Origin of the sequence: Thalassospira lucentensis, from assembly GCF_032921865.1 — a bacterium.
In the GTDB taxonomy this organism is placed as follows: Bacteria; Pseudomonadota; Alphaproteobacteria; order Rhodospirillales; family Thalassospiraceae; genus Thalassospira; species Thalassospira lucentensis_A.
Genome location: NZ_CP136684.1, coordinates 2,191,720 through 2,207,863 on the forward strand (window position 1 = coordinate 2,191,720; position 16,144 = coordinate 2,207,863).

Annotated in this window: 13 protein-coding genes; 8 read left to right on the forward strand and 5 right to left on the reverse strand. The window is 55.0% G+C overall.

Annotated features, from left to right (window positions below):
- Nucleotides 1-3 precede the first annotated feature (3 nt).
- Genes R1T41_RS10735 through R1T41_RS10745 form a run of 3 tightly spaced genes read left to right on the forward strand, consistent with a single transcriptional unit; the run spans nt 4 to nt 2,967 of the window.
- A complete protein-coding gene (locus R1T41_RS10735; RefSeq protein ID WP_317341515.1) occupies nt 4-1,137 on the forward strand; it encodes an ABC transporter substrate-binding protein in 1,134 nt (377 codons plus the stop codon).
- Nucleotides 1,124-2,173, forward strand: a complete 1,050-nt coding sequence (locus tag R1T41_RS10740) for an iron ABC transporter permease (protein ID WP_317341516.1) — start codon at nt 1,124-1,126, stop codon at nt 2,171-2,173. The genes R1T41_RS10735 and R1T41_RS10740 overlap by 14 nt, the downstream gene beginning before the upstream one ends.
- Entirely contained in the window at nt 2,170-2,967 is a 798-nt protein-coding gene (locus tag R1T41_RS10745; protein WP_062951914.1) for an ABC transporter ATP-binding protein, read from the forward strand. Before R1T41_RS10740 ends, R1T41_RS10745 begins: the two co-directional genes overlap by 4 nt.
- Nucleotides 2,968-3,022: 55 nt before the next feature.
- On the opposite strand, the gene R1T41_RS10750 is transcribed toward R1T41_RS10745, so the two are convergent.
- Entirely contained in the window at nt 3,023-4,768 is a 1,746-nt protein-coding gene (locus R1T41_RS10750; protein ID WP_317341517.1) for an ABC transporter ATP-binding protein, read from the reverse strand.
- A gap of 275 nt (nt 4,769-5,043) precedes the next feature.
- The gene (locus tag R1T41_RS10755; protein ID WP_062951916.1) at nt 5,044-5,943 is read right to left on the reverse strand and encodes a LysR family transcriptional regulator; all 900 of its coding nucleotides are present in this window, start codon (nt 5,941-5,943) and stop codon (nt 5,044-5,046) included.
- Nucleotides 5,944-6,058: 115 nt separating this feature from the next.
- Between R1T41_RS10755 and R1T41_RS10760 the strand changes: the two genes are divergently transcribed.
- The 5 genes from R1T41_RS10760 to atzF are packed head-to-tail and all read left to right on the forward strand — an operon-like array spanning nt 6,059 to nt 13,123.
- On the forward strand, nt 6,059-7,687 hold the full coding sequence (locus R1T41_RS10760; RefSeq protein WP_317341518.1) for an ABC transporter substrate-binding protein: 1,629 nt from the start codon (nt 6,059-6,061) through the stop codon (nt 7,685-7,687).
- A gap of 4 nt (nt 7,688-7,691) precedes the next feature.
- A complete protein-coding gene (locus R1T41_RS10765) occupies nt 7,692-8,717 on the forward strand; it encodes an ABC transporter permease (RefSeq protein ID WP_097052500.1) in 1,026 nt (341 codons plus the stop codon).
- A gap of 47 nt (nt 8,718-8,764) precedes the next feature.
- Nucleotides 8,765-9,652 carry an ABC transporter permease gene (locus R1T41_RS10770; protein WP_317341519.1) on the forward strand — a complete coding sequence of 296 codons (888 nt, stop codon included), beginning with the start codon at nt 8,765-8,767 and terminating at the stop codon, nt 9,650-9,652.
- Entirely contained in the window at nt 9,649-11,283 is a 1,635-nt protein-coding gene (locus R1T41_RS10775) for an ABC transporter ATP-binding protein (RefSeq protein WP_317341520.1), read from the forward strand. The genes R1T41_RS10770 and R1T41_RS10775 overlap by 4 nt, the downstream gene beginning before the upstream one ends.
- Before the next feature lie 49 nt (nt 11,284-11,332).
- Nucleotides 11,333-13,123 (forward strand): allophanate hydrolase, encoded by a 1,791-nt coding sequence (gene atzF, locus R1T41_RS10780; RefSeq protein ID WP_317341521.1) that lies wholly within the window; start codon nt 11,333-11,335, stop codon nt 13,121-13,123.
- A 174-nt stretch (nt 13,124-13,297) separates the two neighbouring features.
- Here the strand turns inward: atzF and R1T41_RS10785 are convergent, their stop codons facing one another.
- Genes R1T41_RS10785 through R1T41_RS10795 form a run of 3 tightly spaced genes read right to left on the reverse strand, consistent with a single transcriptional unit; the run spans nt 13,298 to nt 16,125 of the window.
- The gene (locus R1T41_RS10785; RefSeq protein ID WP_317341522.1) at nt 13,298-14,341 is read right to left on the reverse strand and encodes an L-idonate 5-dehydrogenase; all 1,044 of its coding nucleotides are present in this window, start codon (nt 14,339-14,341) and stop codon (nt 13,298-13,300) included.
- Nucleotides 14,342-14,344: 3 nt separating this feature from the next.
- Nucleotides 14,345-15,619, reverse strand: coding sequence for a TRAP transporter large permease (locus tag R1T41_RS10790; RefSeq protein ID WP_062951531.1), 1,275 nt, complete (start codon nt 15,617-15,619; stop codon nt 14,345-14,347).
- The gene (locus R1T41_RS10795; RefSeq protein WP_062951530.1) at nt 15,616-16,125 is read right to left on the reverse strand and encodes a TRAP transporter small permease; all 510 of its coding nucleotides are present in this window, start codon (nt 16,123-16,125) and stop codon (nt 15,616-15,618) included. The genes R1T41_RS10790 and R1T41_RS10795 overlap by 4 nt, the downstream gene beginning before the upstream one ends.
- Nucleotides 16,126-16,144: the final 19 nt, after the last annotated feature.

Consider the following 16,144-nt stretch of genomic DNA (forward strand, 5'->3'; position numbering starts at 1 on the left):
GGTATGCCGCATGTGATACGCGCGCTTTTTCTGACGGGTCTGGCTTTGATGGCAAGCCTTCCTGTGCGGGCTGGAACGATTGAAATAACCGACCTTGCCGGGCGACAGGTGCGCATTGAAACGCCGGTCGAACGACTGGTAATCAGCGAGGGGCGGTATATTCCGCTTTTGGCCATGCTGCGGCCATATGATCCGGTTGGCAGTTTGGTTGGTATGATGACGCCGCTTGGCTGGACTCAGCCCGACCTTGAACAGCAGCTTTTTGCCAGTTTCCCTGAAGCAAAAAACATCCCCTTATTTGGCGGGCGCAGCGAGGATAGCGTTTCGGTCGAAAAGATTATCGATCTGGCCCCGCAATTGGCGATTTTCGGGCTGAATGACCACGGCCCGGGGGCAAAAAATGCAGAAATGATTGATCAGCTGACCGCCGCAGGTACGCAAATCATCTTTATCGATTTTCGAGCTGATCCATTGAACAACACCCTGCCTTCCATCGAAATTCTCGGTCGTGTACTGGGGGCGGAGGACCGGGCAGGCGACTATATTGCCTTTTACCAAAGCCGGCTTGAGACCATTCGCCAACGGGTCGCGGATGTTGATGTCCGTCCGACGGTATTTTTGCAGGCCCATCCCGGTCGTTTCGAATGTTGCTGGGGCATGGCAGAGGGCATGCTGGGACCGTTTGTTGATGAGGCGGGCGGCCTTAATATTGCCGATGCCGTCGCCCCCGGACCAACGGCCCAGCATACGGCTGAGTTTCTGCTGACGGAAAATCCGGATGTCTGGATCGGGACAGCATCGGGTACGGCCAAGGAATATCGAGATGGGGCTTTGCCGGTTGCGCTGGGGGCAGGTATGACGGCCGAAATGGCGGCCGACAGTCTCGCACGCTATCTCGCTGCGCCGGAATTTGCAGCCCTTGATGCCGTTCGAAGCGACCGGGCACACAGTATCTGGCACAATTTTTATAACTCGCCTTTTAACATCGTGGCGCTCGAAGCCTTTGCAACATGGATCCATCCAGACCTGTTTGCCGATCTTCATCCGGAAAAGACCATGCAATATATCTACGACACCTGGTTACCGTTCGACCTTCATGGTGTTCACAGCGCGACGGTACATCATGGCGCCCGCTGATCTTTCGCTTCATGACCGGTTTGGAGCCATTCATCGTCGCAGGTTGTTGATCATATCCGTAATGGTTCTGGCGCTTTTTCTCAGCCTTGGTCTTGATCTGGCGGCGGGGCCAGCCGGGCTTGATATCCGCGATATTGTCGGGGGTATTCTTGATCCGCAATCGCTGGCGCTTCGGCATCGGATCATTCTTTGGGAAGTCCGGTTGCCTGATGCACTGATTGCGCTTGCGGTTGGGGCTGCATTGGGGCTGGCAGGGATCGAAACCCAGACCATTCTTGATAATCTGCTTGCCAGTCCCTTTACGCTTGGCGTGTCATCGGCTGCGGTTCTCGGGGCCAGCCTTGCAATCGTGCTTGTTCCGGTTCTGCCCTTCCTGCCCGAAACCGCGATCTTGCCGGTGATGGCACTGCTTTTCGCGCTGGGATCTGGGATATTGATCCTGTTGATTGTGCGTTGGAGCGGCGGCGCACGCGAGACCGTTGTTCTGTTCGGGATTGCATTGGTGTTCCTTTGCAATGCCCTGACCGCCGGGTTGCAATATCTGGCCAGTGCCGAAGCGGTTCAGCAGATCGTATTCTGGACCATCGGCAATCTGACCCGTGCCGGATGGCTTGAAGTCGGGCTGGTGACGGCGTGCTTCATGGTTATTCTGCCCTTTTCCCTGCGGCAGGTCTGGATCATGACACTTCTGCGCGGGGGCGAGGCCCATGCGCGCAGCATGGGGATCAATGTCGCCCGGCTTCGCATTTGGGTGATCCTGCGCATTTCTGTTCTGGCGGCCTTTGCTGTTTGCTTTGTCGGGGCGATCGGTTTTATCGGGTTGGTCGGGCCGCATATTGCCCGCCTGCTTCTGGGCGAGGATCACCGTTTGCTGGTCCCGGGATCGGCAATTTGCGGGGCATTGATCCTGTCGCTGGCGTCTTTCCTGTCCAAGGCACTTGTGCCGGGCGTTATTATTCCGGTTGGCATTCTGACTGCTGTTGTCGGCGTGCCGGTCTTTCTGGGGCTTCTTGCCGGACGGAGGAAAACGATATGACGATCTTTTCCGCCACCGGTATTTCCGCATCCTATGGCCGGACCCGGATATTGCATGATGTCGATCTGCCTGAATTGCAAGATGACGAGGTATTGGGGCTTCTTGGCCCGAATGCATCGGGTAAATCGACCCTGATGCGGTGCCTGACCGGCGAGAAGACCCATCATGGCCGAATCGTTCTGGATGGCAGCGACCGGGATGATATGGACGTTATGGCATGGCATCGCCGGGTGGCAACCATGCCGCAAACACCGCCCAATCCCAGTGTCCTGATGCCGACCGAACTGATGTGGAGTACGGCGCGCGCCCTTGATCTTGATTTTTCGGATCGCGAACTGGCTGATCGGATAGAAGATATCTTTAACCGGCTTGGGCTGGATGATTTTGCCCTGTCGCCGCTGCATGTTCTGTCAGGTGGCAAGCGACAGCTGGTCGGGCTTGCGCTGGCACTGCTGCGTGACCCGGATGTTTTGCTGCTTGATGAACCCACATCGGCACTTGATCTGCATTGGCGAATGGTGGTGCTTGATCTTGTGCGTGAACGGTTGACTGAGCGCGGCGGGGTTGTGATTGCCGCCCTGCATGATCTTGATCTGGCGGCACGTTATTGCGACCGGATTGTATTGCTTGAAGCCGGTCAAATCGTTGCATCCGGCACCCCCGGCGAGGTGTTAACGCCTGATAATCTGGCGCGCGTCTATCATGTGGAAACATCGGTTTCGCGAGATGAGCAAGGGCGGCCTGCGGTGCAGGTGATACGGCCCATTCGTTCCGGCGAACGGCTTGCCCGATAACGGCAAACATGAAACGGCCCGGCTTTGCAATAGCCGGCCCGTTTCCTTTTACCTCTCAGGCGCAGTCCGACTTGTTATCGGTCCTGATGCCAAGTGACTGTGCTTCATGCAGGCGCCGATAGGTGCCACCGGCGGCAATCAGGGCATCATGGGTACCTTCTTCGGCAATGCCGTCTTGCGTGATCACGACGATCCGGTCGGCATTGCGGATGGTGGCCAGACGATGCGCAATTACCAGTGTCGTGCGCCCTTCGGCCAGTTCATCAAGCGATTGCTGAATGGCGCGTTCGGTTTCGGTATCGAGTGCTGAGGTCGCCTCGTCCAGAATAAGGATCGGCGGGTTTTTTAGGAAAATACGGGCGATTGCGACACGTTGTTTTTGGCCGCCCGAAAGTTTGACCCCGCGTTCACCGATCACGGTATCAAGCCCGTCAGGCATATCTGCAATCAGTTCCCGCAGGCGGGCGCGATGGGCGGCATCAATGATTTCATCCTCGGTCGCGTCAAGACGGCCATAGGCAATGTTGTCGCGCAATGTTCCGGCGAACAGGAAAACATCCTGCTGGACGATGCCGATCTGACGGCGAAGCGATTTCATTTTGATGTCGCGAATATCGATCCCGTCGATTGTGATCCTGCCCGCTGTCACATCATAAAAACGTGGTACGAGCGAACAAAGAGTGGTTTTACCCGCACCGGATGGCCCGACAAATGCAACCGTTTCACCGGCTTTGATCGAAAGATTGATGTCATTGAGTACAGTGCGTTCCGGGCTGTATCCAAAGCCGACCTGGTCAAATGCGACATTGCCGGAAAGGTTTTCGATATCACGCGCACCATCGCGATCGACAATATCGGGTTCGGTGGCCAGCAATGCCTGATAGTTTTTGAAACCGGCGATGCCCTTGGGATAGGTTTCGACAACAGCAGCGATCTTTTCAAGCGGTTGATAGAACACATTGACCAACAGCAGGAAGCCGACAAACCCGCCAACCGTCAACCCGCCGGTCACAACGAAATATGTCCCCGTCACCAGAATGACGACCTGGACAATTCGCATGCCAAGGTAATTGATCGCAAGGCTGATCGCCATGATGCCATAGGCCTGCAATTTCACATGGCGATAAAGCTCGTTATCCTTGTGAAACAGGGCGCGTTCGTGATCCTCGTTGGCAAAGGCACGCACTACGCGTACGCCACCTACATTTTCCTCGATCCGGGCGTTGAAGGCACCAACACGGCCAAACTGGCTTTGCCAGTTGCGTGTCATTTCCCCACCGAACCGGACGACCAGCCACATCACCAGCGGCGCAATCGTCATTGCAATCAGCGCCAGTTCCATATGCACGGTAAACATCAGGATCAGCGCCCCGACAAAGGTCATGACCGCCACAAACAGGTCTTCGGGGCCGTGGTGGGCGACCTCGCCGATTTCTTCCAGATCCTTGGTGATGCGTGCCACCAGATGGCCTGTCTTCTGGTTGTCGTAAAAGCGGAAGGAAAGCTTTTGCAAATGGTCGAATGCGCGTTTGCGCATTTCGGTTTCGATCGTGATACCCAGAACATGGCCCCAATAGGTGACGACGGCCATCAAGACGGTATTGGCAAGATAGACCAGAAGCAATCCGACAGCCGCCAATCCAATCAGCAGCCAGTCCTGTTTGGGTAACAGCACATCGACAAAACCGGCAACCGCAACCGGAAAGCCAAGGGACAAAATACCCGACAGGACAGCCGACCCGAAATCGAGCATGAAGAGCCGTTTATGCGGCAGATAGTAGGAAAAGAATTCTTTGAGCATGGGGCGGATCCGGTGGCAAAGGATTAATCGCGGCAACAGGGAAATTACCAGCACATGAAATAGCGAAATTGATTACTATTATCAATTGATACGATGCGAATTTTAACTGTTATTGCACCGGGCTGCCGGATAGTTGTGATTTCGGGGCCGTAATTCTGACAGAGGTGACCCAAGCAGGAATGTTCAGGCCCTTTGATCGAGGCTTCAGCTGTTTATAATCGCCCTCTATTTCCATTCTGAACTCGATAGCCCGGCAACAAGTTTTGAGACAGGCATCAGGGTGACAATTCCCCCAGCGCATGTGCCAATTGCATTGCAAATCTGGCGGATGCGACGGGCAGGGTACGTCCACGCATCTGGCCGAGAATAAGACTGCCCGCTGGCAGATCCCGTTCCGAGATCGGACGGTTGATCAGGATGCCATTTTCTTCCGTTCGAAGACCGATCGGAATTTGGAATCCGATCACATTTTCATGCATTACATAGTGCCGGATCAGTTCAAAGCTTTCGGTTTCAATAACAGGCGACATCTGTCTGGAATTACGGCGGGCGGCAAAATCCAGCAAGTGGCGGACACCAAACCGGTGGGTCGGTGCGACGTGGGGAATGTTCAGGCAATCGCGCAAACGAATTTCCGGTTTGGTTGCCAGGGGATGATCAGAGCGCATCACCACGTTAACCGTTTGCGGGATCGTGTGGATGACTTCGAAATCGACAAGGTATACGGGCTCAAACACCAGAGCCAGATCGCTTGAATAACTTGCCAGTTCCTGTTCGGCTTGCGCCCGATCACGGATATTGACGCTGAATGTTACGCCGGGGTGATCCTTGCGGTATTCGGCGATCTGCCGGGGCAGGAAATAGGGCAAAAGAGCCTGTGAGCAGGCAATCGAGATATGGCCGCGCCGTTCCCCGGAAAGGTCGGCGACCTGCCCTTGCACGCGTTCCAGGTCGGATGCCATTGCCCGATAATGGTGCAAAAGAAGTTCGCCCGCCGGATTAAGTCGCACCCCGCTGGGCAGTCTTTCAAACAGTTCTGTCCCAAATTCATCCTCGAACCCGTTAATCCGCCGGTTCAAGGCCGAAGCTGTGAGGTTCATATCTTCGGCAGCCTTGCGCATTGATCCTGCGCGGGCAACGGCCTCAATCAATCGGAAGGTTTGCAGATGCCGCATGGGTTGCATTTTCCTGATGATGCAAATGGTGGTGCATTTTTTGCAACGGATTGGTGAAATCATAGCAATTTTCGCGAACGCGAAAAACTGCAAACTATCAGGATTACATCCAATCATGCTGTTCATGGGGGTTTTGGCGATGGTTACGAGACGCAATTTTCTAAAAGCCGGTGCTGTAATTGCAGGCACATTGCCGTTCGCGCGTTCATTGTCCGCATTGGCGGCAGGAAGCGACACGCTGGTTGCCGTGTCCGCCCAGACGGTCAATAGTCTTGATCTGCATCGCACCGGGACCAACCGTGCCAGTTACCAGATTGCGGTGAACTGTTATGACCGTCTGGTATCTTTTGGGTCGAAGCCTGCCGAAGGCGGTGGTCTTTCCTATGATTATTCCACCATTGTGCCGGAGCTGGCTGAAAGCTGGACCTTTTCCGAAGACGGCATGAAGATCACCTTCAAGCTGAAATCCGATGCGGTTTTCACCGATGGCAGCAAGGTAACGGCAACAGACGTCAAATGGTCGTTTGATCGTGCCGTCAGTGTCGGCGGATTCCCGACAGTTCAGATGAAAGCCGGTGGCTTTGTTCGCCCCGAGCAATTCGAGGCTGTTGATGACGAAACCTTTGTTGTCATCCTTGATCAGGCATCCAAGCTTGCACTTCCCGATCTGGCAGTGCCAGTACCCTTCATCATCAATTCGAAGGTGGCCAAGGAACATGCAACCACGGATGATCCGTGGGCAATGGAATATCTGCATACCAACACCATTGGTTCGGGTGCCTATACCGTTACCCGTTGGGATGCCGGTCAGCAGGTCGTCTTCGAGCGTAATGACAAATGGGTTGGCGGGCCGGTTCCGCCGGTGCGTCGTGTGATCATGCGCGAAGTTCCGTCTGCGGCCACCAGCCGCGCCCTGATCGAACGGGGTGACGTTCAGGTTGCCTTTGATATTCCGGACAAGGATGCCGCAGAACTGGCCGGTAAAGTCACGGTGCATTCAACCCCGATTGAAAACTGTATCCATTCACTTTGCCTGAACACCAAATTTGAACCGTTCCAGGACCCTGACGTGCGCAAGGCGATCGCCTATGCCGTACCGTATGAGGCGATCTTTAATGCGGCGGCCTATGGTCGTGGTGCGCCGCTTTGGGGGGGCGGGGCAAAGGCAACCGATATCGCGTGGCCGCGTAAGTCGCCCTATGACACCAACCTGGACAAGGCCAAGGAACATATGGCCAAGTCGGGCTTTGCCGATGGATTTGAAACCAAGCTTTCCATTTCAACCGATTTGTCTTCGTGGATGGAACCGACCGCCCTGCTTATTCAGGAGGCGGTTGGCAAGCTTGGTATCAAGGTCGAGATCGAAAAGATCCCGGGTGCCAATTGGCGTACAGCGGCACTGGTGGAAAAGCGCCTTGATTTCCATCTGGAAAACTTCGGTGGCTGGCTGAATACGCCGGACTATTACTTCTTCTGGGCCTATCAGGAAGGACATCTGTTCAACTCGTCGAACTATTCCAATGCCGAGGTTGAACAACTGACCAATGAAACCCTGCATATGGCCATGGACGATCCGGAATATGCGCCCAAGATCATGCGCATGATTGATATCGTCTTTGAAGATTTGCCACGTATTCCGCTGTGGCAGCCCGCCCTTAACGTCGCACTGAACGGGGCGGGTGGTTATGAATTCTGGTTCCATCGTCAGCTTGATATCCGCGGCCTGACAACGGTGGAAAGCTGAAATCATGGCAGTCCGGGGAACCAGCGTTCTGACACGTATCGCACAGGCCATTCCGGTCCTGTTTGGGGTCATCGTTATCAGCTTTGTCCTGACGCGTGCCTTGCCTGGTGACCCGGCTGTACAGTTTGCAGGGATCATGGCAACACCCGAGACAATTGAAGAAACCCGGGCAAAGCTTGGTCTCGACAAACCGCTTCCGGAACAGTTCGTGGTCTATCTTGGTCAACTGTTTCAGGGTGATCTTGGACAATCGGTTTCAACCGGGCGACCGGTTCTGACCGAACTTACCAGTCGCCTTCCGGCATCGCTTGAACTGACGCTAAGTGCGTTGCTGTTGTCTTGTCTGGTGGCGGTGCCGCTTGGCGTTCTGGCGGCAACGCGACCGGGAAGCTGGGTTGACCAGATTTGTCGATTGCTTGTGACAATGGGGGTGTCGCTTCCGACCTTCTTTACCGGTGTGATGCTGATTTACATCTTCTATTACCTGCTGGGTATCTCGCCGTCACCCTTGGGACGACTTGATTTTATCTATCTTGATCCTCCGCATGTGACGGGTTTCTTCCTGATTGATGCCGCACTGGTCGGCGATTGGGAAACCTGGTTTGGCGCGTTCAAACAGCTCATTCTTCCGGCTGTGACATTGGCGCTTTTCACCCTTGCACCGATTGCCCGCATGACCCGTGCCGCCATGCTTTCGGCCCTCTCATCGGATTACATTCGAACGGCCCGTGCTGCCGGGTTGGGATCGGGTCGCATTCTTTACGGTTATGCGTTTCGCAATGCGTTGTTACCGGTGGTGACGACACTTGGCATGGTGTTTTCCTTTGTGCTGGGCGCGAACGTTCTTGTCGAAAAGGTTTTTGCCTGGCCGGGAATCGGATCATATGCGGTCGAGGCCCTGATTGTGTCGGACTATGCCGCGGTTCAGGGGTTTGTCCTAGCGATGGCGTTTCTTTTCGTATTCCTCAATCTGGTGATTGATCTGGCTTATTCGCTGATTGATCCGCGTTTCGGGACCTCAGGAAAATGAACAAGATTTTGTCATCCGCCTCCGAAACGTCTGCTGCGGAACCTGGAATGGCCGATGCGGCTATCGACGTTACCCAGCCAGCCAAATCAAGGTCCGGTGGCTTTGCCCATCTGGTTTATGTGCTGCGCGAAAATCCGGTTACGGCATTTGCGTTTGCAATGTTCGGGGTTCTGATTTTTGCCGCCGTATTTGGCCCGTCAATCGTGCCTTACGATCCGCTGGAAACCAATGCGGCAAGTGTCCTGCAGCCACCTTCCATGGCCCACTGGTTCGGAACGGACAACTTGGGCCGTGATGTTTTTAGCCGCGTGGTTGTCGCCACCCGCCTTGATCTGGTGATTTCGGTTGCGGCGGTGGCACTTTCATTTGTTATCGGTTCATTTCTGGGTGCGATTGCAGGTTATCGGGGCGGCTGGACAGACATCACGCTGAACCGTGTTCTTGATACCATCATGGCCTTTCCGCTGTTTGTTCTGGCGATGGGCGTTGTTGCGGCCCTTGGCAATTCGGTTGCGAACATCATTTACGCAACTGCGATCATCAATATTCCGTTCTATGCCCGCCTTGTCCGGGCCGAGGTCAATATTCGTCGCAATGCCGGCTTTACCCTGGCTGCCAAGCTTTCGGGCAACAGTGATGCGCGCATTCTGGCGTTTCACATTTTTCCGAACGCGTTGCCGCCAATGATGGTGCAGGTTTCGCTGAACCTTGGTTGGGCAATCCTCAATGCCGCGGGGCTGAGCTTTATCGGCTTGGGGGTCCGTCCGCCGACCCCGGAATGGGGGATTATGGTGGCCGAGGGGGCGAACTTCATCGTGTCGGGTGAATGGTGGATGGCCCTGTTCCCGGGGTTGTCATTGATGATCGCGGTTTTGACATTCAATCTGATGGGCGATGGTCTGCGCGATATCGTCGATCCGCGACGGAGGACATGAAAATGCTATCCATCAAGGGACTAGGCGTAGCCTTCCGGACGCGAAACGGCGAAGTCAATGCGGTCAAGGGGATCGATTTCGAACTGGCAAAAGGCGAACGCCTAGGCATCGTTGGCGAAAGTGGGTCGGGAAAATCGGTTACGTCCTATGCCTTGATGCGCATCCTTGATGCTGGCGGGACAATCAAATCCGGCGAAGCGGTCTATGGCGGTATTGATCTGCGCCGAGCGTCCGAGCGCGACATGCGCGACATTCGCGGCCGCGAAATCAGCATGATCTTCCAGAACCCGCGTGCGGCACTCAATCCGATCCGTAAGGTTGGTCATCAAATCGAAGACGTTCTGCGGCGTCACAGCCGCGCCACCCGTCACAATGCCAAGATCAAGGCGATTGAAGCGCTTGAGGCGGTTAAAATCCGCGATGCGGCAGCACGCTATGAAGCCTATCCGTTCGAGCTTTCGGGTGGAATGTGTCAGCGAGTTGTCATTGCGCTTGCGCTTGCCTGCGATCCGAAACTGATCATTGCCGATGAACCGACCACAGGGCTTGATATCACCACCCAGAAGGCGGTTATGGACCTAGTGGATGATCTGGTGCGTGCACGGGGCATGTCATCAATCCTGATCACTCATGATCTTGGACTGGCATCGCAATATTGCGACCGGATTGTCGTGATGAAAGACGGCCTGATTGTAGAGGCTGGTGATCCGGTCAAATTGTTCACCAATCCCCAACATGCCTATACCCGAAAACTTGTCCATGCGACCCCGCGCCGGATGGGCACCATTCGATCCCTTTTACCCGAAGGCGAACGACCGGAACTTGAACCGCACGTAATTGGTGACAAGCCACTGATTGACGTGATCAATCTTGCCAAAACATATCAGGGCAAAAGCGGCCCGGTTCATGCGGTCAGGAAAATCAGCTTCACTGTCCATGAAGGTGAAAGTGTCGGGCTGGTTGGTGAATCAGGTTGTGGAAAATCAACCACTTCTTCGATGCTGGTGCGGTTGCTGGATTCAACATCGGGCAGCATTTTCTATCGCGGCGAAGATATCGCGACATTGCCAGCAGCAGGTTTTGCCAAACATCCGTTGCGATCGAAAATCCAGATGGTGTTTCAGGATGCGACCGATAGCCTGAACCCCCGCTTTACCGCCCGTCAGGCCATTGCCGATCCTTTGCATCGCCTGATGGGGATGCGCGGCGATGCGGTAACCACACGCACCGAAGAACTGGCGGAGATGACAGGCTTCCCGGCGCATCTTCTTGACCGGTTCCCGCATCAGCTTTCCGGTGGGCAGAAGGCTCGCGTCGGTATTGCCCGTGCGCTCGCGACTGAACCTGATTTCCTGATCCTTGATGAACCGACAGCTGCCCTTGATGTGTCCATACAGGCGCTTGTCCTGAACCTTCTGGCGGATTTGCGTGTGCGGCTAGGCATCAGCTACCTGTTCGTCAGCCACGATCTCAACGTCGTCAGGTTGCTCTGTGATCATGTGATCGTCATGCAAAATGGCAGCATCGTTGAATCCGGTCCTGTCGCAACCGTGATGGAAAATCCGCAACACCCCTATACACGCGAATTGCTGTCCGCGGCCCCACAGGCCCCGGAACGTGAAATCGCCTGACCTTCCGACTTTTCAGAACATTCAACAACGCCACAGACGGAATACCAAAATGATTGCTGATCTTCCCTTCACACTTGCCGCATTGCGGCAGGCATACGCATCCGGTTTGCGTCCAGAGCAGGTAGTAGAAGAAGCATTTCGTCGTCTGGATGCGACCGGTGACCCGGGTATCCTGATTTATACCGCGCGTGATGAAGCGTTGGCAGCGGCCGGGGAACTTGGTGCTTATGATGGTCGTCCCTTGTGGGGCATTCCCTATATTGCCAAGGACAATATTGACGTGATGGGGATGCCGACAACGGCGGCTTGTCCAGATTTTGCATATGACGCGCTGTCAGATGCTTTTGTTGTTGCCCAATTGCGGGCTGCCGGTGCGATCTGTCTTGGTAAGGCTAATCTGGACCAGTTTGCAACCGGTCTTGTCGGGGTCCGAAGCCCCTATCCCGTGCCACTTAATGCAATTGATCCTGCGATTGTGCCGGGTGGATCGTCGTCGGGGTCTGCCGTGGCGGTCGCGCACGGGATCGCGAGTTTTTCCCTTGGTACGGATACGGCGGGGTCGGGCCGTGTACCTGCCGCGCTTAACAGCATTGTTGGCCTGAAGCCTACATTGGGCACCCTGTCTGCAACAGGCGTTGTTCCGGCATGCCGGACTTTGGATACGGTTTCAATTTTTGCCCTGAATGTATCGGACGCGTGGGACGTGTTTGATGTTGCAGCACAATTTGACGCCGCGGATGCCTATAGCCGGAATTTCGTCAAAAAGGGTGGATTGTCAAAAACGCTTCCTTTGCGCGTTGCGGTGCCGGATGCTCGAACTCTCGAGACGTTTGATGACGACATTCAGCGCGATCATTTTCATGGCGATGTCGCGAAGCTTGCAGCACTTGGTTGCGAAATTACAGAGATCGATTTTACGCCCTTCTATGATGTCGCAAGCATGCTTTATCAGGGCGCATGGCTGGCCGAACGTGTTGCCGCGGTCGGCTCACGGCTGACTGAAAAGCCGGAAACCCTGCATCCAACAACACGGGCCATTCTTGAGCCAGGGTTGGATTTGACTGCGGTCGATGCTTTTAACGGATTTTACCGGCTAAAAGCCCTGCAGCGTCAGTGTGAGAATGCGTTGGCGGGGATTGATGCCATCTGTGTGCCGACCATTCCGCATTTCGTGACGGTGGACGACATCGCGTCCGACCCGATCGGACCAAACTCGCGTTTGGGGACCTATACAAACTTTGTGAACCTGCTTGATATGTGTGGCATTGCGGTTCCGACTGGCCCCCGCAAAGATGGGCGTCCGGGCAGTCTGACAATTCTGGCAGGCAAAGGTGAAGATGCGAAAGTTGCATCCTTGGCAGCCTTGCTTGAGGCTGGTGATGTTGGCGCAACAGGATGGACCCGCGACAAGATCCGCTATTCCGAACCGGTCATCGGTGAAGATGAAATCGGGCTCGTGGTCTGTGGGGCACATATGTCCGGCTTGCCGCTTAATGGTGAATTGACCGGACGGGCGGCCCGCTTGATCCGTAAAACAAGGACAGCCGCAAAATACAGCTTCTATGCCTTGGCCGGTGGCCCGCCCAAACGTCCCGGTATGTTGGTCAATACTGATACCGGCGGATCAATCGAGGTTGAGGTATGGGCCGTTCCCAAATCGGCAATCGGCGGTTTCCTTGCCGGGATTCCATCACCGCTGTGTCTGGGTACCGTTGAACTCGAAGATGGCAGTCGCCAAAAAGGGTTCTTGTGCGAAGCCGCAGGTCTGGATGGCGCCACCGATATTACCGAGTTGGGCAGTTGGCGGACATATCTTGAGAAGATGGGCAAGACGGGTTGAATATTGATCTTCCAGCCTATCGGTGGTTGTATTGATGGTATTGCGCTTGAGGACGGATATGTCGGGTAAGGCATTGCCTGCGAACCCAATCGTTGATGATTGGGTTTTCGGGTGGCAGCAGTATTCTAAACTATCCGGATTGATCATGTAGAGAAGGCTAAACAGGAAACAGGTTCAGTTGGCGAAAGACAACTGAACCTTGACCGATTTGCTGCGATCACTTGCCACGTCAAAGGCTTCTGTGGCGGTTTCAAGCGGGAAGGTCTGGGTGATGATCGGGCTTACGTCAATTTTACCGCTATCGATCATGCGAACGGCCTCGGCAAACTCCGTATGGAAACGGAAGGTGCCGGTGATTGTGATTTCCTTGGCGACCAGCGGATTGAACGCTACCGGAATTTCGCCGGCAACGCCGACCTGAACGAGGATGCCTTGCGGGCGCAAAACGCTGATGGCGGACCGCAAAGCCGCTGGGGCGGCGGAGCATTCCAGGCAAACGTCAAACTGGCCCTTATCCTGTTCATAAGGTTTAAGGTCGTCGGCGGCCGTGGCGATGTTGATGGTGCGGGTTGCCCCCATCTGCTTTGCAACATTCAACGCAAAATCCTGCAAGTCGGTCACAACGATTTCGCTGGCACCGGCAAGTTTGGCGGCCGCCGCACAAAGGCTGCCAATCGGACCAGCACCGGTAATCAGAACCTTCTTACCCGCAAGATCACCTGCGCGTGCAACTGCATGCAGGCATACGGCAAGGGGTTCGGCACAGGCGGCCTTGCAGATATCGGTTTGATCGTTGATCACGAAACACTGGCCTTTGCGCACATTGACCAGATCGCGGAACGCCCCCTGAATATGGGGCATCGGCATTGCCGACCCAAAGAACTTCATGTTCAGGCAATGCTGCTGCAGGTTCTGTAGGCAATAGCGGCACGTGCCGCACGGATGGCTTGGGTTGATTGCAACCTTTTGCCCGACGGCCAGACCGTTTACATCCGGGCCAAGTGCAACGATGGTACCCGCGGCCTCATGTCCAAGAATGATCGGTTCTCGCACGCGGATTTGACCAATCCCGCCTTCGAAATAGTAATGCATGTCCGAACCGCACACACCACCGGCACCTACACGGATAAGGACTTCGTCACCAATAGGGGCGGTGGTTGCTTCGGTATCGATCCTAAGATCATCTTGGCCATACAGACGGCAAACACGTGTTTGCATTCATTACTCCATCAGGGACGGCAGCCAGGTTGACAGCGCCGGGATATAGGAAACAAGGAACAGGATCAGGATATTGGTCAGAAGGAACGGCATCAGTGCCCTGATAACCGTGGTCACCGGGGCTTTGGCGATGTTCGCACAGATGAACATGCAAATGCCTACCGGCGGGGTCGTCAAACCGATCATCAGGTTCAGAACCGCAAACACCGCGAAATGGATAGGATCGACACCGACATTGGTGGCAAGGGTCAGAAGTGGCACAAACAGGATGATCAATGCCGCAATCGTTTCCATGAACATGCCGACAATGAGCAGAACCAGATTGATCAGCAATATCACGGCATATTTGTTATCTGTGAATGACAATACCGCGTTTGAAATCATCTGCGGGATGCGTTCGGAAACAAGGATCCAGCCAAACACGTTTGCCAAACCGACAAGCGCAAGAATGGCGGCGGCGGTCACCGCGCTGTCGATGATGATTTTCGGAACCTTGCGCAGCGGCAGTTCGCGATAAATGAAACAGCCGACAATCAGGGCATAGATACTGGCAATGACTGCGGTTTCAGTCGGGGTGACGATGCCGCTCAGCAAACCGCCGACAATCAGGGCCGTCATGGCAAGTGCCCAGAAGGCGCCGACGAAGGATCGGGCCAGTTCACCAAATCCCTGCCACGGCTGGTGCGGAAAATTGCGTCGGACCGCGATGATGTAGCAGGTCACCATCATTGCAAGACCCATCAGGATGCCGGGAATAGCACCCGCAATGAACATCTTGCCAACAGAAATGCCAGACAATGCACCAACGATGATCATGGGCATGCTTGGCGGGATGATCGGCCCGACCGTTGATGATGCCGCCGTAACAGCGGCCGAAAAAGCAGGAGTGTATCCGGCGCGGACCATGCCGGGGATCATCATGCCGCCGATTGATGCCGCGTCGGCAACAGCTGTTCCGGAAATGCCCCCAAACAGCATGGAACCGGTAACATTGGTCAGGCCAAGGCCACCCCGCATCCATCCGACCATCGCATTGGCGAACCGCACAATACGCGGTGTAATCCCCCCGCCATTCATCAGGTTCCCGGCAAGGATAAAGCCCGGAATACAAAGCAGAACAAATACATCCATCCCGGCAAACATTTTTTGCGGGATCACAACAAGAGGAATGCCTTCCAGCAGCAAATAGCACAGCGAGGACAGACCCAGCGTCACGGCGACCGGAAGGCCGATGACGAGGCCGAGGGCAAAAACGCCAAGTAAAATTGCGAGGCTCATGGGAAGTCCTTCGTCGTATCTTCAGCTTTTCCGTCAGAAGCCCCGGCGATGACACGTATCATCCGCAGGACCGCGAAAAGGCCGAGAACGGCAAGAAGAATGAAAACGGTGGCGTGAATGAAGTCCATCCGGACGCCTAAAGCGGGTGAAGTTTGAAGAACACCGATTGAAACAAACATCCACGCAGGGGATAGCAGTATCAGGCAAAATGCCGCCGTCAGCCCGGCCGAGATGAACATCAATGCCCGCTGAATACGCAAAGGCAGCATTTCGCAAACGATGTCGACATTAACCAGTTCGCCATTGCGAAAAGACAGCCCGACGCCAAAAGCCGCAAGAAACAGCAGCGCATGACGCGTGAGTTCTTCGGTCCATACCGGTGAACTGGTCAAAAAGGTTCGCGACACAACCTGTATCAGGACCGTGCCGATCAGAATGCCGAAAGCGGCACCGGTTCCGATCCGGCAAAGTGCAATGATGGATGCGTATAATCTGGCAGAAAGCACGTTACTTCCCCGTCGAAAA

Bases quoted from the DNA above. Each gene is read 5' to 3' on its own strand.
- R1T41_RS10735 (WP_317341515.1), top strand. From the start codon at position 4: ATGCCGCATGTGATACGCGCGCTTTTTCTGACGGGTCTGGCTTTGATG.
- R1T41_RS10790 (WP_062951531.1), bottom strand. From the start codon at position 15,619: ATGAGCCTCGCAATTTTACTTGGCGTTTTTGCCCTCGGCCTCGTCATC.
- R1T41_RS10740 (WP_317341516.1), top strand. From the start codon at position 1,124: ATGGCGCCCGCTGATCTTTCGCTTCATGACCGGTTTGGAGCCATTCAT.
- R1T41_RS10775 (WP_317341520.1), top strand. From the start codon at position 9,649: ATGAAAATGCTATCCATCAAGGGACTAGGCGTAGCCTTCCGGACGCGA.
- R1T41_RS10765 (WP_097052500.1), top strand. From the start codon at position 7,692: ATGGCAGTCCGGGGAACCAGCGTTCTGACACGTATCGCACAGGCCATT.
- R1T41_RS10755 (WP_062951916.1), bottom strand. From the start codon at position 5,943: ATGCGGCATCTGCAAACCTTCCGATTGATTGAGGCCGTTGCCCGCGCA.
- R1T41_RS10785 (WP_317341522.1), bottom strand. From the start codon at position 14,341: ATGCAAACACGTGTTTGCCGTCTGTATGGCCAAGATGATCTTAGGATC.
- R1T41_RS10770 (WP_317341519.1), top strand. From the start codon at position 8,765: ATGGCCGATGCGGCTATCGACGTTACCCAGCCAGCCAAATCAAGGTCC.
- R1T41_RS10750 (WP_317341517.1), bottom strand. From the start codon at position 4,768: ATGCTCAAAGAATTCTTTTCCTACTATCTGCCGCATAAACGGCTCTTC.
- R1T41_RS10760 (WP_317341518.1), top strand. From the start codon at position 6,059: ATGCTGTTCATGGGGGTTTTGGCGATGGTTACGAGACGCAATTTTCTA.
- atzF (WP_317341521.1), top strand. From the start codon at position 11,333: ATGATTGCTGATCTTCCCTTCACACTTGCCGCATTGCGGCAGGCATAC.
- R1T41_RS10745 (WP_062951914.1), top strand. From the start codon at position 2,170: ATGACGATCTTTTCCGCCACCGGTATTTCCGCATCCTATGGCCGGACC.